Annotated in this window: 10 protein-coding genes; 9 read left to right on the top strand and 1 reads right to left on the bottom strand. The window is 37.7% G+C overall.

The genetic code is table 11. The features are described from left to right. Positions 1–212 precede the first annotated feature (212 nt). The 5 genes from EZ428_RS16040 to EZ428_RS16020 all read left to right on the top strand — a co-directional run bounded on the left by EZ428_RS16040 (position 213) and on the right by EZ428_RS16020 (position 9341). Complete coding sequence (locus EZ428_RS16040) at positions 213–3413, top strand: SusC/RagA family TonB-linked outer membrane protein (RefSeq protein ID WP_131554202.1); 3201 nt, start codon at positions 213–215, stop codon at positions 3411–3413. A 19-nt stretch (positions 3414–3432) separates the two neighbouring features. Then, positions 3433–5310, top strand: a complete 1878-nt coding sequence (locus tag EZ428_RS16035; protein ID WP_165501794.1) for a RagB/SusD family nutrient uptake outer membrane protein — start codon at positions 3433–3435, stop codon at positions 5308–5310. 74 nt (positions 5311–5384) lie between these two features. Next, a complete protein-coding gene (locus EZ428_RS16030; protein WP_131554200.1) occupies positions 5385–6296 on the top strand; it encodes a DUF5017 domain-containing protein in 912 nt (303 codons plus the stop codon). Between the two features lie 157 nt (positions 6297–6453). Further along, positions 6454–8025 (top strand): DUF4955 domain-containing protein, encoded by a 1572-nt coding sequence (locus tag EZ428_RS16025; protein ID WP_165501793.1) that lies wholly within the window; start codon positions 6454–6456, stop codon positions 8023–8025. Positions 8026–8069: 44 nt separating this feature from the next. Then, positions 8070–9341: a glycoside hydrolase family 88 protein gene (locus EZ428_RS16020; RefSeq protein WP_131554198.1), complete on the top strand. Its 1272-nt coding sequence runs from the start codon at positions 8070–8072 to the stop codon at positions 9339–9341. A gap of 86 nt (positions 9342–9427) precedes the next feature. Here the strand turns inward: EZ428_RS16020 and EZ428_RS16015 are convergent, their stop codons facing one another. Then, entirely contained in the window at positions 9428–10021 is a 594-nt protein-coding gene (locus EZ428_RS16015; protein WP_131554197.1) for a dihydrofolate reductase family protein, read from the bottom strand. 204 nt (positions 10022–10225) lie between these two features. On the opposite strand from EZ428_RS16015, the gene EZ428_RS16010 reads away from it, so the two are divergent. The 4 genes from EZ428_RS16010 to EZ428_RS15995 all read left to right on the top strand — a co-directional run bounded on the left by EZ428_RS16010 (position 10226) and on the right by EZ428_RS15995 (position 18385). Further along, positions 10226–11641 (top strand): TlpA family protein disulfide reductase, encoded by a 1416-nt coding sequence (locus tag EZ428_RS16010; protein WP_131554196.1) that lies wholly within the window; start codon positions 10226–10228, stop codon positions 11639–11641. Between the two features lie 235 nt (positions 11642–11876). Then, positions 11877–14222: a family 20 glycosylhydrolase gene (locus EZ428_RS16005; RefSeq protein WP_205945733.1), complete on the top strand. Its 2346-nt coding sequence runs from the start codon at positions 11877–11879 to the stop codon at positions 14220–14222. A 98-nt stretch (positions 14223–14320) separates the two neighbouring features. Continuing rightward, on the top strand, positions 14321–16534 hold the full coding sequence (locus tag EZ428_RS16000) for a glycoside hydrolase family 95 protein (protein ID WP_131554195.1): 2214 nt from the start codon (positions 14321–14323) through the stop codon (positions 16532–16534). A gap of 78 nt (positions 16535–16612) precedes the next feature. Next, on the top strand, positions 16613–18385 hold the full coding sequence (locus EZ428_RS15995) for an alpha-1,3-galactosidase-related protein (RefSeq protein ID WP_317126457.1): 1773 nt from the start codon (positions 16613–16615) through the stop codon (positions 18383–18385). Positions 18386–18394: the final 9 nt, after the last annotated feature.

The raw sequence follows: 18394 nt of genomic DNA, 5'->3' as shown, positions 1-18394 counted from the left end.
CACCAAAAAAACTGTAGAAGGCAACGGTGTTAATCTAGTTAAGCAATTGGCGATCTTTTATAAAAAAGCTATTATTAGCGCTAAATCACCAATTATTACCCCTATAAAAATTAATATCAACCCCCTATTTTGGCTATAGCTAGGTAATTTTGATGTGTTGTAATTAGGCTTTACAATAAAAAAGCCACTAACCAAATTAAACAATTAAAATTATGAACAAACTTTACAATGAACGTGGGGTGAGAGGACTTAGGTGCTGGGTTATTCCTAAGCTTTTGATTCTTTTGATCTCTTTATTATTAACTACTAAAGTTTATAGTCAGCAGAAAACGATAGTGGGTCTTGTGATAGACGAAAAAAGCGAAGTGCTACCGGGGGTATCTATCTTGGTTAAAGGCACAAAGCAAAGTGTTCAAACGGATAAAGATGGAAAATTCAAAATTCAGGCTTTAGCCACAGACCGTTTAGTTTTTAACTATATTGGTTATACTACACAAGAAGTAATAGTAGGAACAAAGACAAGCATTAATGTATCAATGAGTCCTAGCTCAACAAGCCTAAATGATGTGGTTGTTGTGGGGTATGGTACCCAGAAAAGAAGCGACTTAACAGGGTCAATTGGCTCTGTAAACATGAAAGATTTTGCTAAAGCTCCAGTAAAATCATTTGATGAAGCTTTGGCGGGTAGAGTTGCCGGCGTTCAGGTACAAAGCAGCGATGGGCAACCAGGTGCTGTGGCTAATATTATAATTAGGGGAGCGGGTTCCATTACACAAGATAATTCGCCGCTGTATGTAGTAGATGGTTTCCCTTCTGAATCTTCTAATGCAAATTCTATCAGTCCATCTGACATCGAATCAATAGATGTATTAAAAGATGCATCAGCTACGGCTATATATGGTGCCAGAGGAGCTAATGGGGTAGTTTTAATTACCACTAAAAAAGGTAAATCGGGCCCCCCTCAAGTTGTTTATAATGCCTATTACGGAATTCAAAAGGTACCAGAAAAAATTAAGTTAATGGATGCCTACGAATTTGTAAGGTATGTTAAAGATCTTAACTCGCCATTTGCAGATTCTACCTATCTTAAAAATGGTACTACACTAGATTCGTATAGAAATGCTACAAGCCTTGATATGCAGGATTATGTTTATCAAACAGGGCAAAATCAAAACCACGATATTGCCATTAGAGGTGGCACGGAGGGTACCCAGTATGCTATTTCTGGTAATTTTAACAACCAGAAAGGTATTGTGAAGTTTGGTGGTTTTAGAAGATATCAAGGTAGGTTTGTTTTAGATCAGAAGATCAATAACAAAATTAAAGCAGGGATAAATGCCAATTATGCTAATAGCGAACAGTTTGGTATTCCGGTAAGTGCCACCAATTTTTATGCCTCATCTGTACTTCTTTATTCGGTATGGGGGCAAAGACCAACTAATGGTGTATCTGTTTCGGGAAAAAACTATGATCCATTGGTAGATTTTTACGATCCAGTTAATGAATTTGGCAATAATCAAGATTATCGGGTAAACCCTTTACTTAACCTTCAAAATCAACAAACAAGATTTAAAACGAATAACCTAACCGCCAATGCTTATGCAGAATATGCCATTTTAAAGAATCTTACCTTTAGAGTAGCTGGGGGCATTACCAAAAATAATGTCGAAACCAACATCCTAAACAACTCTAAAACACAAGCAGGTAGCAAGTATGTGGCATCTGGTCCTAATGGAACCATTGGTTTTGCAAATCAAGCAAGTTGGTTGTCAGATAACACTTTAAATTACAAGGCTAAACTTGGCAAGAACCATAATTTTAACGCCTTAGTAAACTATAATGCACAAGGTAACAATAGCTCGAACAGGTCTTTCACTGCTTTTCAATTACCTAATGAAGATTTAGGTTTGGATGGGCTTGACTTAGCTGCCGCTGCTAATACCAGCAGGGTTTCTAATAGCTCTAGGTGGGCCATGCAGTCGGTATTGGCCAGGGTAAACTATGATTACAAATCTAAGTACTTATTAACAGCTTCTGTTAGAGCTGATGGTTCTTCGAAATTCCCTCCAGGAAGTAAGTGGGGTTATTTCCCTTCTGTATCTGGAGCTTGGCGTTTTAGCAATGAAGAATTCATGAAAAACCTTAATTGGATTTCAAATGCAAAGTTGCGTGTAGGTTTCGGTCAATCTGGTAACAATAGAGTAGGCGATTTTGCCTATATGCAACAACTGCAGTTGTCAAATACAAACTATTGGTATTCTGCTAATAATCAGCCTGCTCAAAACGGAACTTATCTTTCTGCTATTGGTAATGAAAACCTGAGGTGGGAAACCAGTGAGCAAACTAATATTGGCTTAGATTTAGGTTTTCTAAAAGATAGGATCAGTGTTACAGCCGATATCTATCGCAAAAAAACCAAAGACCTTTTATTAAATGCCTCGTTGCCTTACTCAATAGGAGTAGAGGGAAGTGCTGGATTTAAAAATGTTGGAAGTTTGCAAAACCAAGGATTAGAGCTTTCAATTGATTCGAGAAATATTGTAACCAAAGATTTTAGCTGGTCTACCAATTTCAATATCAGTTTTAACCAGAACAAAATCTTGGCACTAACAGATAACCAGAATTACCTCTTAGCGGGTAATGGAACCTTTTTTAACACTACTTATAGCGGTTTGTTCCCTTATATATCTATGGTTGGAAACCCATTGGGGCAAATGTACGGATTGGCTTCTGATGGTGTTTATCAGTATGGTGATTTTGATAAAATGCCCAACGGCACCTATTTGCTTAAATCTAATGTAACAACCAATTTAGCCGCAAGAACTGCAGTGCAACCTGGAGATGTGAAGTACAAGGATATTAATGGAGACCTATTAATTAATGGTTCTGATTATACCGTTATTGGAAATGGATTGCCTAAATATACCGGTGGTTTTTCCAATAACTTTAGCTATAAAGGATTTGACCTGAATGTATTGTTGCAATGGTCTGTAGGAAATGACGTAATCAATGCCAATAGATACATTTTTGAAGGTGGTATCGTAGCAAACCCTAACTTAAATCAATTTGCAAGTTATGCAGAACGTTGGACACCAATTAATCCCAACAATACTTATTTCAGGGCAGGTGGACAGGGAGCTGCAGCCTATTCCTCGAGGGTAATTGAGGATGGTTCTTATTTAAAATTGAGAACAGTCTCGTTTGGATATACTGTACCTAAGAACACCATTCAAAGATGGGGGATGAACAATTTACGCATTAATGTTTCGGCACAAAATCTGGCTACTATCACCAGATATTCAGGTATGGATCCAGAGATCTCTTCTAGACAGAGTAACCTCACGCCAGGGTTTGATTACGCAGGATACCCACATTCATTAACTATTGTATTTGGTGTAAACGCTACTTTTTAATCTAAAAATTATGAATGTCATGAAACTAAAATATATACTTCTGATCTGCTTTGTGATCAGTATTTGCTCTTGCAAAAAAGCATTAGAGACAGAGCCAACTGATTTTTATACACCAGCGAATTATTTTAATACACAAGAACAACTGCAACAGGCGCTAAACGGTGTTTATGGGCCTATGATGAGCCCCCGCTTATACGGACAGATATTAACAGGTTACTATGAAACAGCCGATGAATTACTATCTAATAGAGCAGCTGATGGAGATTCAAGAGGATTTAGATATACCCTCACGCCTTCAAATGTAAACGTACATGCCATTTGGTTGGCCTGCTATCAGGGAATTAATAATGCGAATATCTTATTGGATAATATCAATAAGCCAACTATGAATGAGACCAATAGAAATAGAATTAAAGGACAAACTTTATTCTTGCGGGCTTATTATTATTGGCTTTTAACTACACATTTTCAAAATGTAGTGATCAGTTTAAAACCTTCATCTATTACCGATATTGATATTCCTGCATCTAATCCAAAGCAAGTTTATGCACAGATTGAAACAGACTTAAAAGAAGCCGAAGGTTTATTACAGGGCTATACATCTGCAAGTTTGGGTTATAATGATGTGGTAACCGTTACAGCAGTACAGGCCATGTTGGCTAGAACATACTTGTATATGGCAGGTTATCCTGTAAATGATGCTACTAAATACCAAAACGCTGTAGATTATTGTGCAAAAGTGATCAACTCAGGTCAACACGCACTAAACCCAGATTATAAGCAGGTATTTATTAATCTAATGCAAGATAAATATGATGTTAAAGAGAACATTTTAGAATGGGGTTTTGCTACCGCTCCAGCTGGAACGGTAACAAAGGGAGCTAATGATATTGGAAATTTCTTCGGGATTCCTTCTACAATTGTTGCCAATGATCCATCTTCATACAGTGCCGTGAGTTGGGTATACGTTACGCGTAATTTATTTGATGCTTATGAGGTTAATGCCAGTAGCACTTCTACACCTAAAACTTCCTTTGATTTAAGAAGAGATTGGAATTGCTCAAACTATATTTATGCTATTTCTTCTGGTGCTAGGGTGAAAAATCCGGTAACTAATCCTTGGTTAATGCCATCGGGTAAATTTAGAAGAGAATATGCGCCAGCAGAAGCACGTAACTTGGGGATTTATGGCATAAACTGGCCTGTAATTCGCTATTCGGATATTTTACTAATGTATGCTGAAGCTGCAAATGAGCTGGTTGGGTCAAGTACTGTACCAACAGGGGGTAGCTTAACAGCTTATGATGCCATTAACATGGTTCGCAAAAGGGGGTATGGCATTTTAAATGGTAATGTGGTTAAAACGATTAGCGTTACTAACGGAGGAACTGGTTACACTACGGTGCCTACGGTAACCATTACAGGTGGGGGTGGTGCTGGTGCCACAGCTACCGCAACTATCTCTGCGGGTAGAGTAACGGGGATCAATATAACCAGTCCGGGTATTATTGCAACTGGAAGCTATTATACCGCTGCACCTACTGTAACCATTACAGGTGGAAATGGAACGGGAGCAATTGCAACGGCAACTATTACTACAGGTACCGAAGCTAATTTAATCACAGGTTTAAGTAAGGAAAATTTCCAGCTTGCTATACGTGATGAAAGATTACGTGAGTTTAATGCGGAGTCATTACGCAAAAACGATGTTACCCGTTGGGGCAATTTCTATCAGGACATGATTACGTTTAAGATCTATTGTGAAGCTAACGGTGCCAGTGCCAGTGCAAATGGATTAACTGGGGCAAGAAATGTAGCGCCTAGAAATATTTGGCTCCCTATTCCTGATTATGAACTTAATTTAAATAAATCACTGGTGCAAAATGCTGGTTGGTAAACCTAAATTAAATTAACATGAGCCCTGCCTGTAGTAGGTAGGCTTCATCACCTTTAAAAATAAACTATAAATAGATGAAAAACTTTATCATACTTACCCTTTTCGTTTGCCTCTTTGCAAGCTGCGAAAAATCCTTACTAGTTGAAGAACCAAATTGGGACATCCAACTAAGCAATGCAAGGTCTAAAAATGGCAATGCCTTCGTATTTAAGCTTGGTGATACCTGTAAATATACAACTACAGGAAATGCAAACACAATTATAACCTATCCAGGTACGGCAGGCTTTACCTATGCCAATAAAAATCGTACTTCTGCAGCCGGAGAGCCGAGTCTTCAGTTTACATCATATGCACAATTTGGTGTACAGACCAATACCTTAAAATTGTTGGCATCTAATAACCTAATGGCACTTGATTCGGCCAGTGTGGTAAATGCAAATTGGACAGATATTACCAATAGGGCCATACTTTCTACCGGTGCTGATAATACAGCTTCAGGAAAAATAGTACTTTCAGATTTATATGTAGCTGGAAAACCATTATACCTTGCTCTGAAATACAATGGAGTTACTGGTTCTACTCAAAAAACTTGGACGTTTAAGAATTTTGCTGTCAACAACTTGTTGCCTGATGGATCTACCGTTAATGTTACTAGTCTTTCGGATATTTCATGGACGGTATATGGAAATGTAAGAACACCAGCAAGTGGTAGTTGGATTGCCTCCGCTACACAAATTCAGGTTATAGGTGGTGGAGCTACTGCACCTACCAATGAGACTTGGGCCATAAGCAAACCACTAGATTTAACTAAGGTGGCGCCAGATGTGAGTATCCCGATTAAAAACCTCACTTCGGCACCATTAAAAAACTATACGTTTCAATACACTGCTGTAGGAAAATATAAAGTGATCTTTATTGCTAGCAACAATACTTTAAATGATAATAAACAGGTGATGAAAGAATTTGATATCGAAATTATCCCTTAGGTCTTTCGACTAGATACGAAGGGGTTTGACTTTTCTTCCAATATAATTTCATTAACAATAATCAAGCTTATGCATACCAGATAAAGTGTTTTTTAATAACGCTGGGCTTGATTTATGTTTAGCCATTATGACTAACCTAATACTTTTTAAAAATCTTATGATTTCAATTCATCAAAAAATATTTAGTGGCACTCTTTTGTTTACGCTATTTGTAGTGAACCTTGCAATGGGACAATCAACTGTACCATCACAATTGTTCCAAGCCTATCAAAAAGATAAAGAACAATCTATATTGCCAGATTTCTCCTATGCTGGTTACCACAGTGGTGTAAAAGCCATCCCCGATATGAAAGACTACAAGGTGTTTAATGTTATTGATTATGGAGCCATACCAAATGATGAAATTTCAGATAAGGATGCTATTCAGGCAGCAATTAATGCAGCCAACAAAAATGGATCTGGGATTGTCTTTTTTCCAAAGGGTAGGTTTTTAATTAATCAAGATACGGCTCAAGTTAAAGGCATTGTCTCAAAAGGGAGTAACATCATTTTTCGGGGCAGTGGTGCAGGGCAAGGAGGAACAGAATTATTCATGAAGGAGATGTTAGCTCCAATAAATCCAAAGCAAATGTGGACTGGTAGACCTATGATAACCTTTACCGCTGGTGGCAGGGATATGGAGGTTGGTCAGGTACAAAAAACGGCTAAGGTTGGAGCTATTGAATTAACTCTCGATAAAATTGGCCAGTTAAAGGTGGGGGATTGGATTGCATTAAAGATGTTAAATAACTCGCCTGCATTAATTCAAGAAACTTTGGGCAAACATGAACTTAACCAAAATTGGAAATACCTTGTAGAAAAAGGAGTAGATGTTTGTTTATACTATCAAGTAGTTAAAATGGATGGCTTAACAATTGGTTTGCATGCACCGATAGCAATCAATATAGATCCAAAATATGGTTGGACTGTTTCGAGATTTGCAAATGCAGAAGAAGTTGGTATTGAAGATATTTCCTTTGTGGGCAACTGGCAAACCAAGTTTGTGCACCATGCTTCTTGGAAAGATGACAGTGGATTTAACCTTTTCATGTTCTCAAGAGTTACCAATTCATGGATGCGCAATTGCAGGTTCACTAATTGCAGTATTGCAGCCATTGTACAACAAAGTGCCAATGTAAGTATCTTAAATTGTACAGTTACAGGCAATGCTGGTCATGAGGCCATTACTTCCAATCATTCTACCAATGTTTTGTTGGCCAATTTAGTAGATGAAGCTTCACAGTGGCACTCTTTCGGTAGCTCACATGGGGCAGTTAATACGGTAATTTATAATTGCACTTATCCAGCCAACACCTCCTTTGAATCACATGCCAGTCAGCCCAGAAATACTTTATTAGACAATGTTACTGGAGGTTTCATGGCGGGGCATCAAGGAGGGGCCATAGAAAATTTGCCCAATCACTTGCAAGGATTAGTGTTTTGGAATTATAAACAAACCAACGCAGCCATTAAAGATTTTAATTTTTGGCCAGACGACAAAGAAGATGTTTGGTTTAAAATGGTGCAACCTATTGTTGCTGGATTTATAAGTAAGGGTACCACTTTTAAAAGGGAGAATTTAAGCTATTTAGAAGGATTGGATAAACAAGTCACTCCCATCTCACTTTACCAAGCACAATTACAACAACGTTTAAAAAAAGTGCCTACTTGGTTACAGCAGTTAAAGTAGCTGTTAATTAACCTTTAGCAATCTTTCACATTCAAAAACACAAAATGAAATTAACTAATTTAAAAATCAAAAAACAAAACCTACTGCTGGTATCGGCATTTGTAGTTGCTGTAACAGCTTCTTCATTTTTATGGCAATCGCCTAAATCAACGTTGATTAAGAAAGATTTTACAGTTGCCCAAAAGCAATATAATGATTTGCTCAAAACATCAACCGATATCACTCGTTTTCCTCGCACCACTAATAGCGATGGCTCATTAAGAACAACAGATGTGTGGGATTGGACCCAAGGGTTTTTTGCTGGCAGCTTGTGGTACCTTTACGACTATACTAAAAATCCGCAATGGAAAACTGCAGCCACTAAATGGACTGAAGCACTGGAGCAGGCGCAATTTTTAACGCAACATCATGACATAGGTTTTGTCATGTATTGTTCCTTTGGCAATGCAATGAGGTTTGAAAAGGATCCTAAAAAGTTAGAGAAATACCGAAAGATACTTATCCAATCTGCCGAGTCTGCTTTAACTCGTTTTGACCCCAAAATTGGATTAATCAAATCATGGAACGCAAAAAAATCTTGGGACCAGAAAACTACCTGGCAATACCCAGTGATTATAGACAACATGATGAATTTGGAAATGCTTTGTTATGTTTCTAAGATTACAGGTAATCCTAAGTATAAGAAAGTAGCCATGAGCCATGCCTTAAATACAATGAAAAACCATTTCAGAGCAGATTTTAGTACTTATCATGTGGTTGACTATGATGCCAATGGTAAAGTATTGCACCAGCAAACCAACCAAGGCTATGCGGACAATTCGACTTGGAGTAGGGGGCAAGGTTGGGCCATTTATGGTTTTACCATGATGTACAGGGAAACTAAAGACAAACGTTTTTTAGCAGCAGCTCAAAAAGCAGCTGACTTTTATATCAATCACCCTAACTTACCAAAAGATAAAATCCCATATTGGGACTTTAATGCCGAACAAAAAGGTTATACACCAGATTTTGATTATAATGCCAATAAATTAGCCTACATCCCACGCGATGCTTCTGCTGCTGCCTTAGTGGCTTCAGCTTTGCTAGAGTTAAGTACTTTCTCTAAGGATGGTCATGGCAAGTATTTTAAACCTGCCGAACAAATGCTTAAATCATTATCTGGTGATGAATATTTGGCAAAAACAGGCACCAATGCTGGGTTTATCTTAAAACACTGCGTAGGTAGTTTACCTCATAAAACTGAAATTGATGTACCCCTAGTTTATGCAGATTATTACTTTCTTGAAGCATTACTGCGGTATGCTAAATTACGTTAGAACAGGATTACCTTATAAACCTACTTATTTGTTAATGAAACTAGTATGAGCATACAAGCAATGTATATGCTCATGCTGGTTTCTTTCTAAGCTCCTGCATTACCTGTTTTTACTTCTCCAGCTCGTTTGTAATTCACAAAGATTACCCCACTAGGCGTAACAGTACTCTCTATTAAAGTAAATGCTGCGGGAAACGGTCCGTCGGTAAATATTTTTTTGCCCTTACCCAATGTTATTGGATGGATCATTAACCAAAGCTCATCAACTAGATCATGCTTAAGTAACAGCTGAATCAGCTCTGCACTGCCCCAAACTTGTAGATCAGCACCATTTGAGTTTTTCAGCTGTTCAATGTCTGATAAGCTATTCAAGAAAACTGTATTTTCCCATTCAGATTGGGTAAGGGTTGTAGACATTACATATTTTGTTACCTCGTTTATAGTTGGCCAAAACGCTGTGTTTTTAGGCCAATAGGGTTCCCAAATCTGAAATGTTTTTCTGCCCAATAAAATATCTGCTGGTTTCATCAATCTTTGCATTACCTTGTCTGAATCTTCATCGCCAAATGGCGCAACCCAACCTCCATATTTAAAATTGCCAGATGTATCCTCATCAGGACCACCTGGGGCTTGCATTACCCCATCTAACGTGATCATTGATAGCACGATTATTTTTCTCATGGTATGATCTCCTTTCTAATGTTATAACTAAATTATCTTCAACATTGTTTTTGCTAAGCCAAGGTCGTTAATAAAGAAATACTGTTGCAGTATGATTGCGCCAATCTTAGTGGTAGATTAAGACAAAATTTATGGATTAAAATATTTAAGAGATGGTAATTCTAAATGTTTTGTTAATTTCAAAACTTAGAACTAAATCCTTTTATGAAAAGACTAGCCATTTTTATTCCGCTCCTATTTTTATCCTTCGCTATTTTAGCTCAAAACGTTCAGGATGAGATTAATTACTTTAATAGTTTTCAACGAACTAAGGACAAACAACCAGACTCCGCGGTATATTTCATGCAGAAACTAGCTGCAAGCAACCAGCAATCTGCTGAAGATTTGTTGCACAATAGTTTCGCTCAGTCTTTCCTTGGCGCTGTACAAGAAAAGATGAAAACCGATACTTCATTTTTGGCCCATATTAAAAAGATGAACATGACCATCGATTCGGTATTTGCTTTAATGAAGGAGGAAAAAAAGAATGCACATATCATACTAAGTCGATTTGGCAACGACACTAATCCTTTTTTAAAAAATAATAGCTATGTAGTAGCTAAATGGGTAGAAGCGCAAGACAATCAGAAAGACCCTACCAAATTATTGGCAATTGGTAAGGAGTACTTGACCTATTTATCAGCTCAAACCGATTTTTACGCGGAAAGAAAAGCAAGATATGGTTTACTGATTGCCCAACTAATGGTAGCTGATGCAGCACTCAAATCAACTGGCGATAAACTTTTTAAGTTAATTTATAGCAATCTTCAAAAGAATCAAAAGGAGTTAGATCCAAACGAACTGACAAGGTCAACTAAAGAAATTAGGGCTTGGTACAGGTACATGTTTGCCTATACAAACTTTATTGCTGCCCAAAATACTCAGGATAAGGTTGAAAAAATGGCATTTCTAAAGTTGGCAAATGAATACAGTCCTGATATGATTGATAAAACTGCTTCGCATGCCTATTTCTATGATATGATCTTTTTATTAGGAGAAGAAAAATATTCCTTCGCCGATGATTATTTAGCTACTTTGGCTAATGATGAGGAGAAATTTAAAACCATCATGGCGTTGTCTATGAATGATCCATCTTTCAAGGCAAAAGCAAAGGCACTTTACAAAGATCAGGCTAGATTTAATGAGTTATGGCTCAATCAATTCAATACCACGTTTAAAACTGCACCTGCATTTGCATTGCTTCAATTAGATGGAACCCCATACAAGCTTGGTAACCAGAAAAATCAATGGACATTAATAGATTTCTGGGGAACTTGGTGCGGGCCATGCAGGGCAGAACACCCTGATTTGCAAAAGGTATATCTAAAAACCCAAAATGGCCAGTTGCCAAAACTTAATGTCATTACCATTGCAAGTAGAGATAATGAGCCAGCTGTAAAAGCATACATGAATCAATTTAAGTATAGTTTTCCAGTGGTGATGTCTGATAATGTAATCGAAACCAATTACAATGTTTCTTCTTGGCCATCGAAATTCTTAATTAGTCCGCAAGGAAAATTTGTAATTATACCTTTTGGTGTTAACTGGGAAAAGTACATCGCAGATTATATTAGTGAATAGTATATGGCTGGTGAGGACACCAGCCACGGGTAGAGATTAGCTGCGCTGAGCCATTTGGGATTCCCGTTTGCACGGGAATGACGTAAATTTAAAGATTCGTCATACCCAGCTCGACTGGTTATCTTAATGCATTTTACTTCCATCTCAAACGTTTGTGTGGTGTTTAAATCTTCCTTTGGGTTAAATATTGATAGTTTAGATTAAACCAAATACCCGATCCTAAAAAACACATCAAATGTCTTTGAAAATTAAATGGCTTATGGCCAGCATGATCTTCTTGAGTTTTCAGTTCAGCAAAGCCCAACAATCGAAGCAGATAGAAGAACAAAAACTAGATGGAGCCGATTCAACAGCCTTTAAAACCGTAATTGCGGGATTGTCTTTTTCAGCTAAAATAGCACAAGGTACTCGTCAGTTGGTAATTCCGAAACCAATTGCGGGGTATGAGCTTTCTCTTTATGGCTCCAGTAGAAAACCTGTGATAGATTTAAAGGGAAAAATTTATCAGCCATTGGTTGATTGTGAAGTTCAATTGGTGTTTAAATTAAAGAATACACAAAATAACAAGGCGTATGAGTTTCAACAAGCCGTAATGGTAGCAGGACAGTTTCGTCCGCAGACAGGTATAAACAAGCAGCCTTTTGTAATCCCTTCTTTGCAAGAGTGGAATGGCGGAAATGGTCATTTTAAATTATTGCCAAATAGTAGGATCATCATTAGCGCAGGTGCCGAAAAATTGTTAACACCGGCAGCAATGATCTTTTTGCAAGAGCTTAAACTATTAACGGGTTATACTACAATAAGCATTGCTAAGGGTAAGGCAAAGGCAGGAGATATTGTTCTTGGTATTGATGTAACACAAAAAAACTTAGGCAATGAAGGTTATAGCATTGCTATCGATCAAACCATACATGTCAGAGCTCCTTATTATAAAGGTGCTTTTTGGGCTACCAGAACCATTTTGCAATTGTTAGAACAAGATCCATCACATCATCAAATTGTTAAGGGTAAGGCGCATGATTATCCAAAATATGAAGTGAGGGGCTTGGTGCTCGATGTTGGTCGTAAATTTTTTACGCTCGACTTTCTAAAACACTATGTAAAAATGATGGCCTATTATAAAATGGGCGATTTTCATATTCATTTAAACGACAATGGTTTTAAGCAGTTTTTTGAAGGCGATTGGAATAAAACCTATTCTGCCTTTAGATTGGAAAGTAGTACTTATCCGGAATTGACAGCAAGGGATGGTCATTATACCAAAGCTGAATTTAAAGAACTGCAGTTAAAAGCACAATTGTATGGCATACGCATTATACCTGAAATTGATGTGCCCGCACACTCATTGGCATTTACCAAAGCGTTTCCAGAGATAGGAAGTAAAGCTTATGGAATGGATCACTTGGATATCAACAACCCTAAAACTTATGAGATTATAGATAATGTTTTTAAAGAATATATAGGCGGAAAAGATCCTGTGTTTGTAGATCCTGAAGTGCATATTGGAACAGATGAATATTCAAAAAAAGAAGCAGAAAGTTTTAGGGCATTTACCGATCATTATATCCGTTTCGTAAAGGGTTTTGGTAAAAAGGTACGACTTTGGGGTGCATTAACACACGCTCAGGGGAATACACCTGTTACTGCTGAAGGAGTAACCATGAATGCTTGGTACAATGGTTATGCAGAACCTAAAGAAATGGTTCGCTTGGGTTACGATCAGATCAGTACACCAGACGGGTCCCTATATATTGTTCCGGCTGCTGGCTATTATTATGATTTCTTGAATGTGAAACGTCTTTATCAAACCTGGGAACCTAATCAAATTGGAAATGTAACCTTTTTAATGGGGCATCCAAAAATAAGGGGAGGAATGTTTGCGGTATGGAATGATCATGTAGGGAATGGGATTACAATGAAAGATGTTCATCAAAGGGTTTTTCCTGCAATGCAAGTGTTAGCAGAAAAAATGTGGGTAGGAAAAACAGCGCAGTCTGACTGGAATAACTTTGCTAAAAACAGTATTAACATTGGCGAGGGACCAGGCCTAAATATGCGAGGTGTCGTTCCTTCAGCAGATGCTGATTCCTTGGTTTTAAAAAACGAACTGCTTGCTAAATCATCAAAATCAATCCAATTGCCTTTAAAGGAAATTGGCTATCCCTATTCAGTTGCCTTTTCTTTAAAGCCCGCTATAGGAAGCAATGTTGATGTCACCTTGTTTAACTCTGAAAATGCCAGGGTGTTTTTGTCTAAAGCCGATAGTTTAAGATTAGGTTTTAGTAGAGAGAATTATACTGATATTTTCGATTTTGCATTTGAACAAGATAAAACCTATAAAATTGTAATTACAGGAAATGAAAAAGGCACTTGGTTATATGTGGATGGAAAGCTAGTCCAAAAAATGGAAGGTAAAAAGTTAAGCTTCGCCAATACAAAAGATAAAATAAGCAGGATGCAAACCCTTATATTTCCTCTAAGTGAGGTAGGAGATACCAAAAATGCAGCTCATGGATTAGTTTCTGGTTTAAAGGTTTATAATAAACGATTGAATGAAATCTTAATCGCTAATCTAAATTAAATCGTTTAAGGGCCTCAATCCATGCTAATCAAAAACAAACGTTTGTGTAGCTTTAATGCTTGATGTTAATTTTAAATATTTCTAATTTAAATTAAAGAATGAAAAACTTTAAGAACCTTACTTTCTTCTTGTTATTGCTCAGCATAATTACAGCTAAAGCCGATACTGGAAACAAAAATAAACTCTGGTATCAGCAACCTGCCGAAAAATGGGAGCCAGAAGCATTGCCTATTGGTAATGGACGTATGGGAGCAATGTTGTACGGAGGTGTTAAAACAGAACGCATCCAGTTTAATGAACAAAGCCTTTGGTCTGGCGATAACAATTGGGATGGCGAATACCAAACTGGTGATCGTGGATTTGGTTCTTACCGAAACTTTGGAGAGTTTATCATAAACTTTGATCAAATAGATGCCGTAAAAGCTTATCGTAGGGAGTTGAATATCAATACTGGTATACATACTACCACTTTTGAGTTAAATGGAGTTACCTATACTCGTGAGGCTTTTGCCAGTTATCCAGATCAAGTTATTGTTTTCAGGTATACCGCGAATAGAAAAGGAGCTTTATCAGGCAAGGTTTCCATGCAATCAGCGCAAGGTGCAATAAGTACTGCAAGTACAGATGGATTGAGTTTTATGGGAGAAATGCCTAATCAATTAAAATATGCTGCAAAGTTAAAGTTGGTTAAAAATGGCGGTTCTGTTGATATTGAAGGTAATACCCTAAGCTTTAAAAATTGTAATTCAATTATCTTTTATTTGGATGCAGGTACCAATTATAAGCCCAGCTATAGTTTAGGATGGAGAGGTGACGATCCAATGCCAAGAATAGACAAGGAATTAACAACTGCAAAACAACTGAGTTATGCTAAGCTATTAAGTAGGCATATCAAGGATATCAGTAAATTAACTGATGCAGCTATCATTAATATTGGCGAAACAGCGCAAGCACAATTAAACCTTCCAATTGATGCAAGGCTAAAAAAATATGCCACTGGTGTTAAAGATCCAGACCTCGAAGAATTGCTTTTTCAATATGGTCGTTATCTTTTGGTAAGCTCTTCTAGACCGGGAGGTCTTCCTGCCAATTTACAAGGACTATGGAATAATAGCAATACGCCGGCTTGGGCAAGTGATTATCATAATAACATTAACATACAGATGAATTATTGGGCAGCAGAATCAACTAATCTATCTGAATGCCATCTGCCACTTATCGATTTTATAGTAGCCGCTCAGGAACCTTGTCGAATTGCTACGCGTAAAGCCTTTGGTGAAAATACAAGAGGCTGGACAGCAAGAACAAGCCAGAGTATTTTTGGAGGTAACGGTTGGGAATGGAATATTCCTGCTAGCGCATGGTATGCCCAGCATGTGTTTGAACATTGGGATTTTACCAGAGATAAATCGTATTTGCAAAATACTGCTTATCCCATATTAAAAGAACTTTGCCAGTTCTGGGAAGATCGTTTAAAGCTAAGTAAGGATGGGACTTTATTGGTGCCGAATGGCTGGTCGCCAGAACATGGGCCGAGAGAAGATGGTGTAATGCATGACCAACAGATCGTATGGGACTTGTTTCAAAATTACCTGCTGGCTGCTAAAGAACTTGGTATAGATGCTGATTATCAAAAGAAAATAGCAGAAATGCAGCAAAAGCTTGCCCCAAATAAAATTGGTAAGTGGGGGCAACTACAAGAATGGCAAGAAGATCGTGATGATCCCGATGATCAGCATCGCCATACCTCACAGCTATTTGCCGTATATCCAGGACGTGAAATTAGCACGACGAATACGCCAGATTTAGCAAATGCAGCCATTATTTCTTTAAGAAGTAGAAGTGGTAACTATGGCAAAAATATAAATAAACCTTTTACTGTTGAGTCTACAGTTGGTGATAGTAGACGTTCTTGGACCTGGCCATGGCGAGCTGCTTTGTGGGCAAGATTAGGGGATGGCGAAAAGGCAGGCATGATGATTAGAGGACTACTGACCTATAATACCTTGCCGAATTTATTTGCCAATCACCCTCCATTTCAATTAGATGGAAATTTTGGAATCAGTGCTGCAATGGCCGAAATGTTATTGCAAAGCCATGCTGGTGAAGTTCAGTTGTTGCCTGCTATTCCAGAAGCTTGGGCTACAGCAGGGGAGTTTACTGGACTTAAAGCAAGAGGTGGCTTTACCGTAAACTGTAAATGGTTAAATGGAAAGGTGACCAGTTATCAGATCTATTCTAAAAATCCTGAAAAAGTAAAGCTTCGTATTAACGGAGAACTTAAAGAAATACTTTCAGTAAAACTCAATTAATTTAATATGCCTAATCGTAAGCTTAACTTTAATTCCTATAGCAAAATTATGTTGTTGCTATTAATGAGCATCTGCTTGATGAACTCATTAAAAGCCCAAACAAAGACCAAAATCTATAAGTTAGCCAATTATGGCATCTTACCCGGCAATGGGAAGAATACTTCAGCATTATTAATTACCGTACTTCAAAAGATTAAAAGTGAGAATAATGAGCAGGTAGCTGTTGTTATTCAATTTCAAAAAGGTCGTTATGATTTTTATCCAGAAGGTGCCGAAAAAAGAGAATATTACATTTCTAACCATGATCAGGATAATCCCAAAATAGTTGGTATAGCTTTAGAAAATTGGAAAAACCTGACGCTTGATGGAAAGGGTGCAGACTTGATGTTTCATGGACGAATGTTGCCAATTGCACTAATTGGAAGTACTAACGTAAAGATTAAAAACCTTTCTATTGATTTTGAAAAACCACAAATCTCCCAAATCCAAATTATCGAAAACGATACCCTAAAAGGAAATATCATTTACCAAGTAGCGCCATGGGTAGATTATAAAATAAAGGATAGCGTGTTTTACAACCGTGGAGAAGGTTGGGAAATGCGCCCAGGCTCAGGTATCGCATTTGAGAAAGATACCAAACGCATTGTTTTCAATACTGGAGATATTGCTGTAGGTACCAGAGGAGTTACTGAAATTTCTCCAGGCAAGATCAGTGTACGTTGGAAGAATAAAAAACTGGTGCCTGGAACGGTAATTGCCATGAGGAGCGGCCCAAGGCCATCGCCAGGAATCTTTGTGCATAAGGGTAAGGATATTAGCTTTGAGAACGTGAAAGTTCATTATGCAGAAGGAATGGGGCTATTAGCTCAATTAACCGAGAACATTTACATGGATGGTTTTGGCGTCTGTTTAAGAGGGAAAAATGATTCCAGGTATTTTACCACCCAAGCTGATGCTACTCATTTTTCTGGATGCTGGGGTAAGATCATTTCTAAAAATGGCCTATATGAAGGAATGATGGATGATGCGATTAATGTTCACGGAACCTATCTTAAAATCATCCAAAAAATAGATGACCATACCGTTATTGGAAGATACATGCATGGGCAGTCTTATGGTTTCGATTGGGGTAATGTAAAAGACACGGTTCAGTTCATAAGATCCAACACAATGGAACTTTGGGACACAAAAAATACCATTACGTCTATTTCACCTGTACAAGGTGATGTGAAATCCCCTATGAAAGAATTTAAGATAACCTTTAGTAAACCGCTCGACGTAGCAATAGATCCTGCTAAAACAGCTATCGGAATAGAGAACATATCATGGACACCTTCAGTTAGTTTTACTGGTAATATCATTCGTAACAATAGGGCAAGGGGCGCCTTGTTCAGTACGCCTAAACCCGTTGTGGTAACCCACAATCTTTTTGATCATACCTCAGGCTCCGCTATCCTTTTATGTGGGGATGCCAATGGTTGGTACGAAACAGGAACCTGCACAGATGTTACCATTTCTAATAATAAGTTTGTGAATGCCTTAACAAGTATGTACCAGTTTACAAGTGCCGTAATTTCTATTTATCCCGAAATTCCTAACCTAAAAGAACAAAAGAAATACTTTCACTCTGGAATCAAGATAGAGAATAATACCTTCGAAACTTTCGATCAACCTATCCTTTACGCAAAGTCGGTAGACGGACTTCGTTTTAGTCATAATAAGATTTTCACCAATAAGACCTACCCAGCTTTTCACCACAACAAAAAAAGAGTTTTATTAGAGAGGGTAGTGAACCTGGCTATGGATGTTAATAAGATTGATGGAGAATTAGTTGAACTGAAGCCTCAGTAATGCACTAAA

Origin of the sequence: Pedobacter frigiditerrae (assembly GCF_004331645.1) — a bacterium.
Taxonomy (GTDB): Bacteria; Bacteroidota; Bacteroidia; order Sphingobacteriales; family Sphingobacteriaceae; genus Pedobacter; species Pedobacter frigiditerrae.
Note: the sequence above shows the minus strand (reverse complement) of the source record. Positions and strands in the feature narration are given on the sequence as shown.

Bases quoted from the DNA above. Each gene is read 5' to 3' on its own strand.
- EZ428_RS16040 (WP_131554202.1), top strand. From the start codon at position 213: ATGAACAAACTTTACAATGAACGTGGGGTGAGAGGACTTAGGTGCTGG.
- EZ428_RS16035 (WP_165501794.1), top strand. From the start codon at position 3,433: ATGAAACTAAAATATATACTTCTGATCTGCTTTGTGATCAGTATTTGC.
- EZ428_RS16030 (WP_131554200.1), top strand. From the start codon at position 5,385: ATGAAAAACTTTATCATACTTACCCTTTTCGTTTGCCTCTTTGCAAGC.
- EZ428_RS16025 (WP_165501793.1), top strand. From the start codon at position 6,454: ATGATTTCAATTCATCAAAAAATATTTAGTGGCACTCTTTTGTTTACG.
- EZ428_RS16020 (WP_131554198.1), top strand. From the start codon at position 8,070: ATGAAATTAACTAATTTAAAAATCAAAAAACAAAACCTACTGCTGGTA.
- EZ428_RS16015 (WP_131554197.1), bottom strand. From the start codon at position 10,021: ATGAGAAAAATAATCGTGCTATCAATGATCACGTTAGATGGGGTAATG.
- EZ428_RS16010 (WP_131554196.1), top strand. From the start codon at position 10,226: ATGAAAAGACTAGCCATTTTTATTCCGCTCCTATTTTTATCCTTCGCT.
- EZ428_RS16005 (WP_205945733.1), top strand. From the start codon at position 11,877: ATGTCTTTGAAAATTAAATGGCTTATGGCCAGCATGATCTTCTTGAGT.
- EZ428_RS16000 (WP_131554195.1), top strand. From the start codon at position 14,321: ATGAAAAACTTTAAGAACCTTACTTTCTTCTTGTTATTGCTCAGCATA.
- EZ428_RS15995 (WP_317126457.1), top strand. From the start codon at position 16,613: ATGAACTCATTAAAAGCCCAAACAAAGACCAAAATCTATAAGTTAGCC.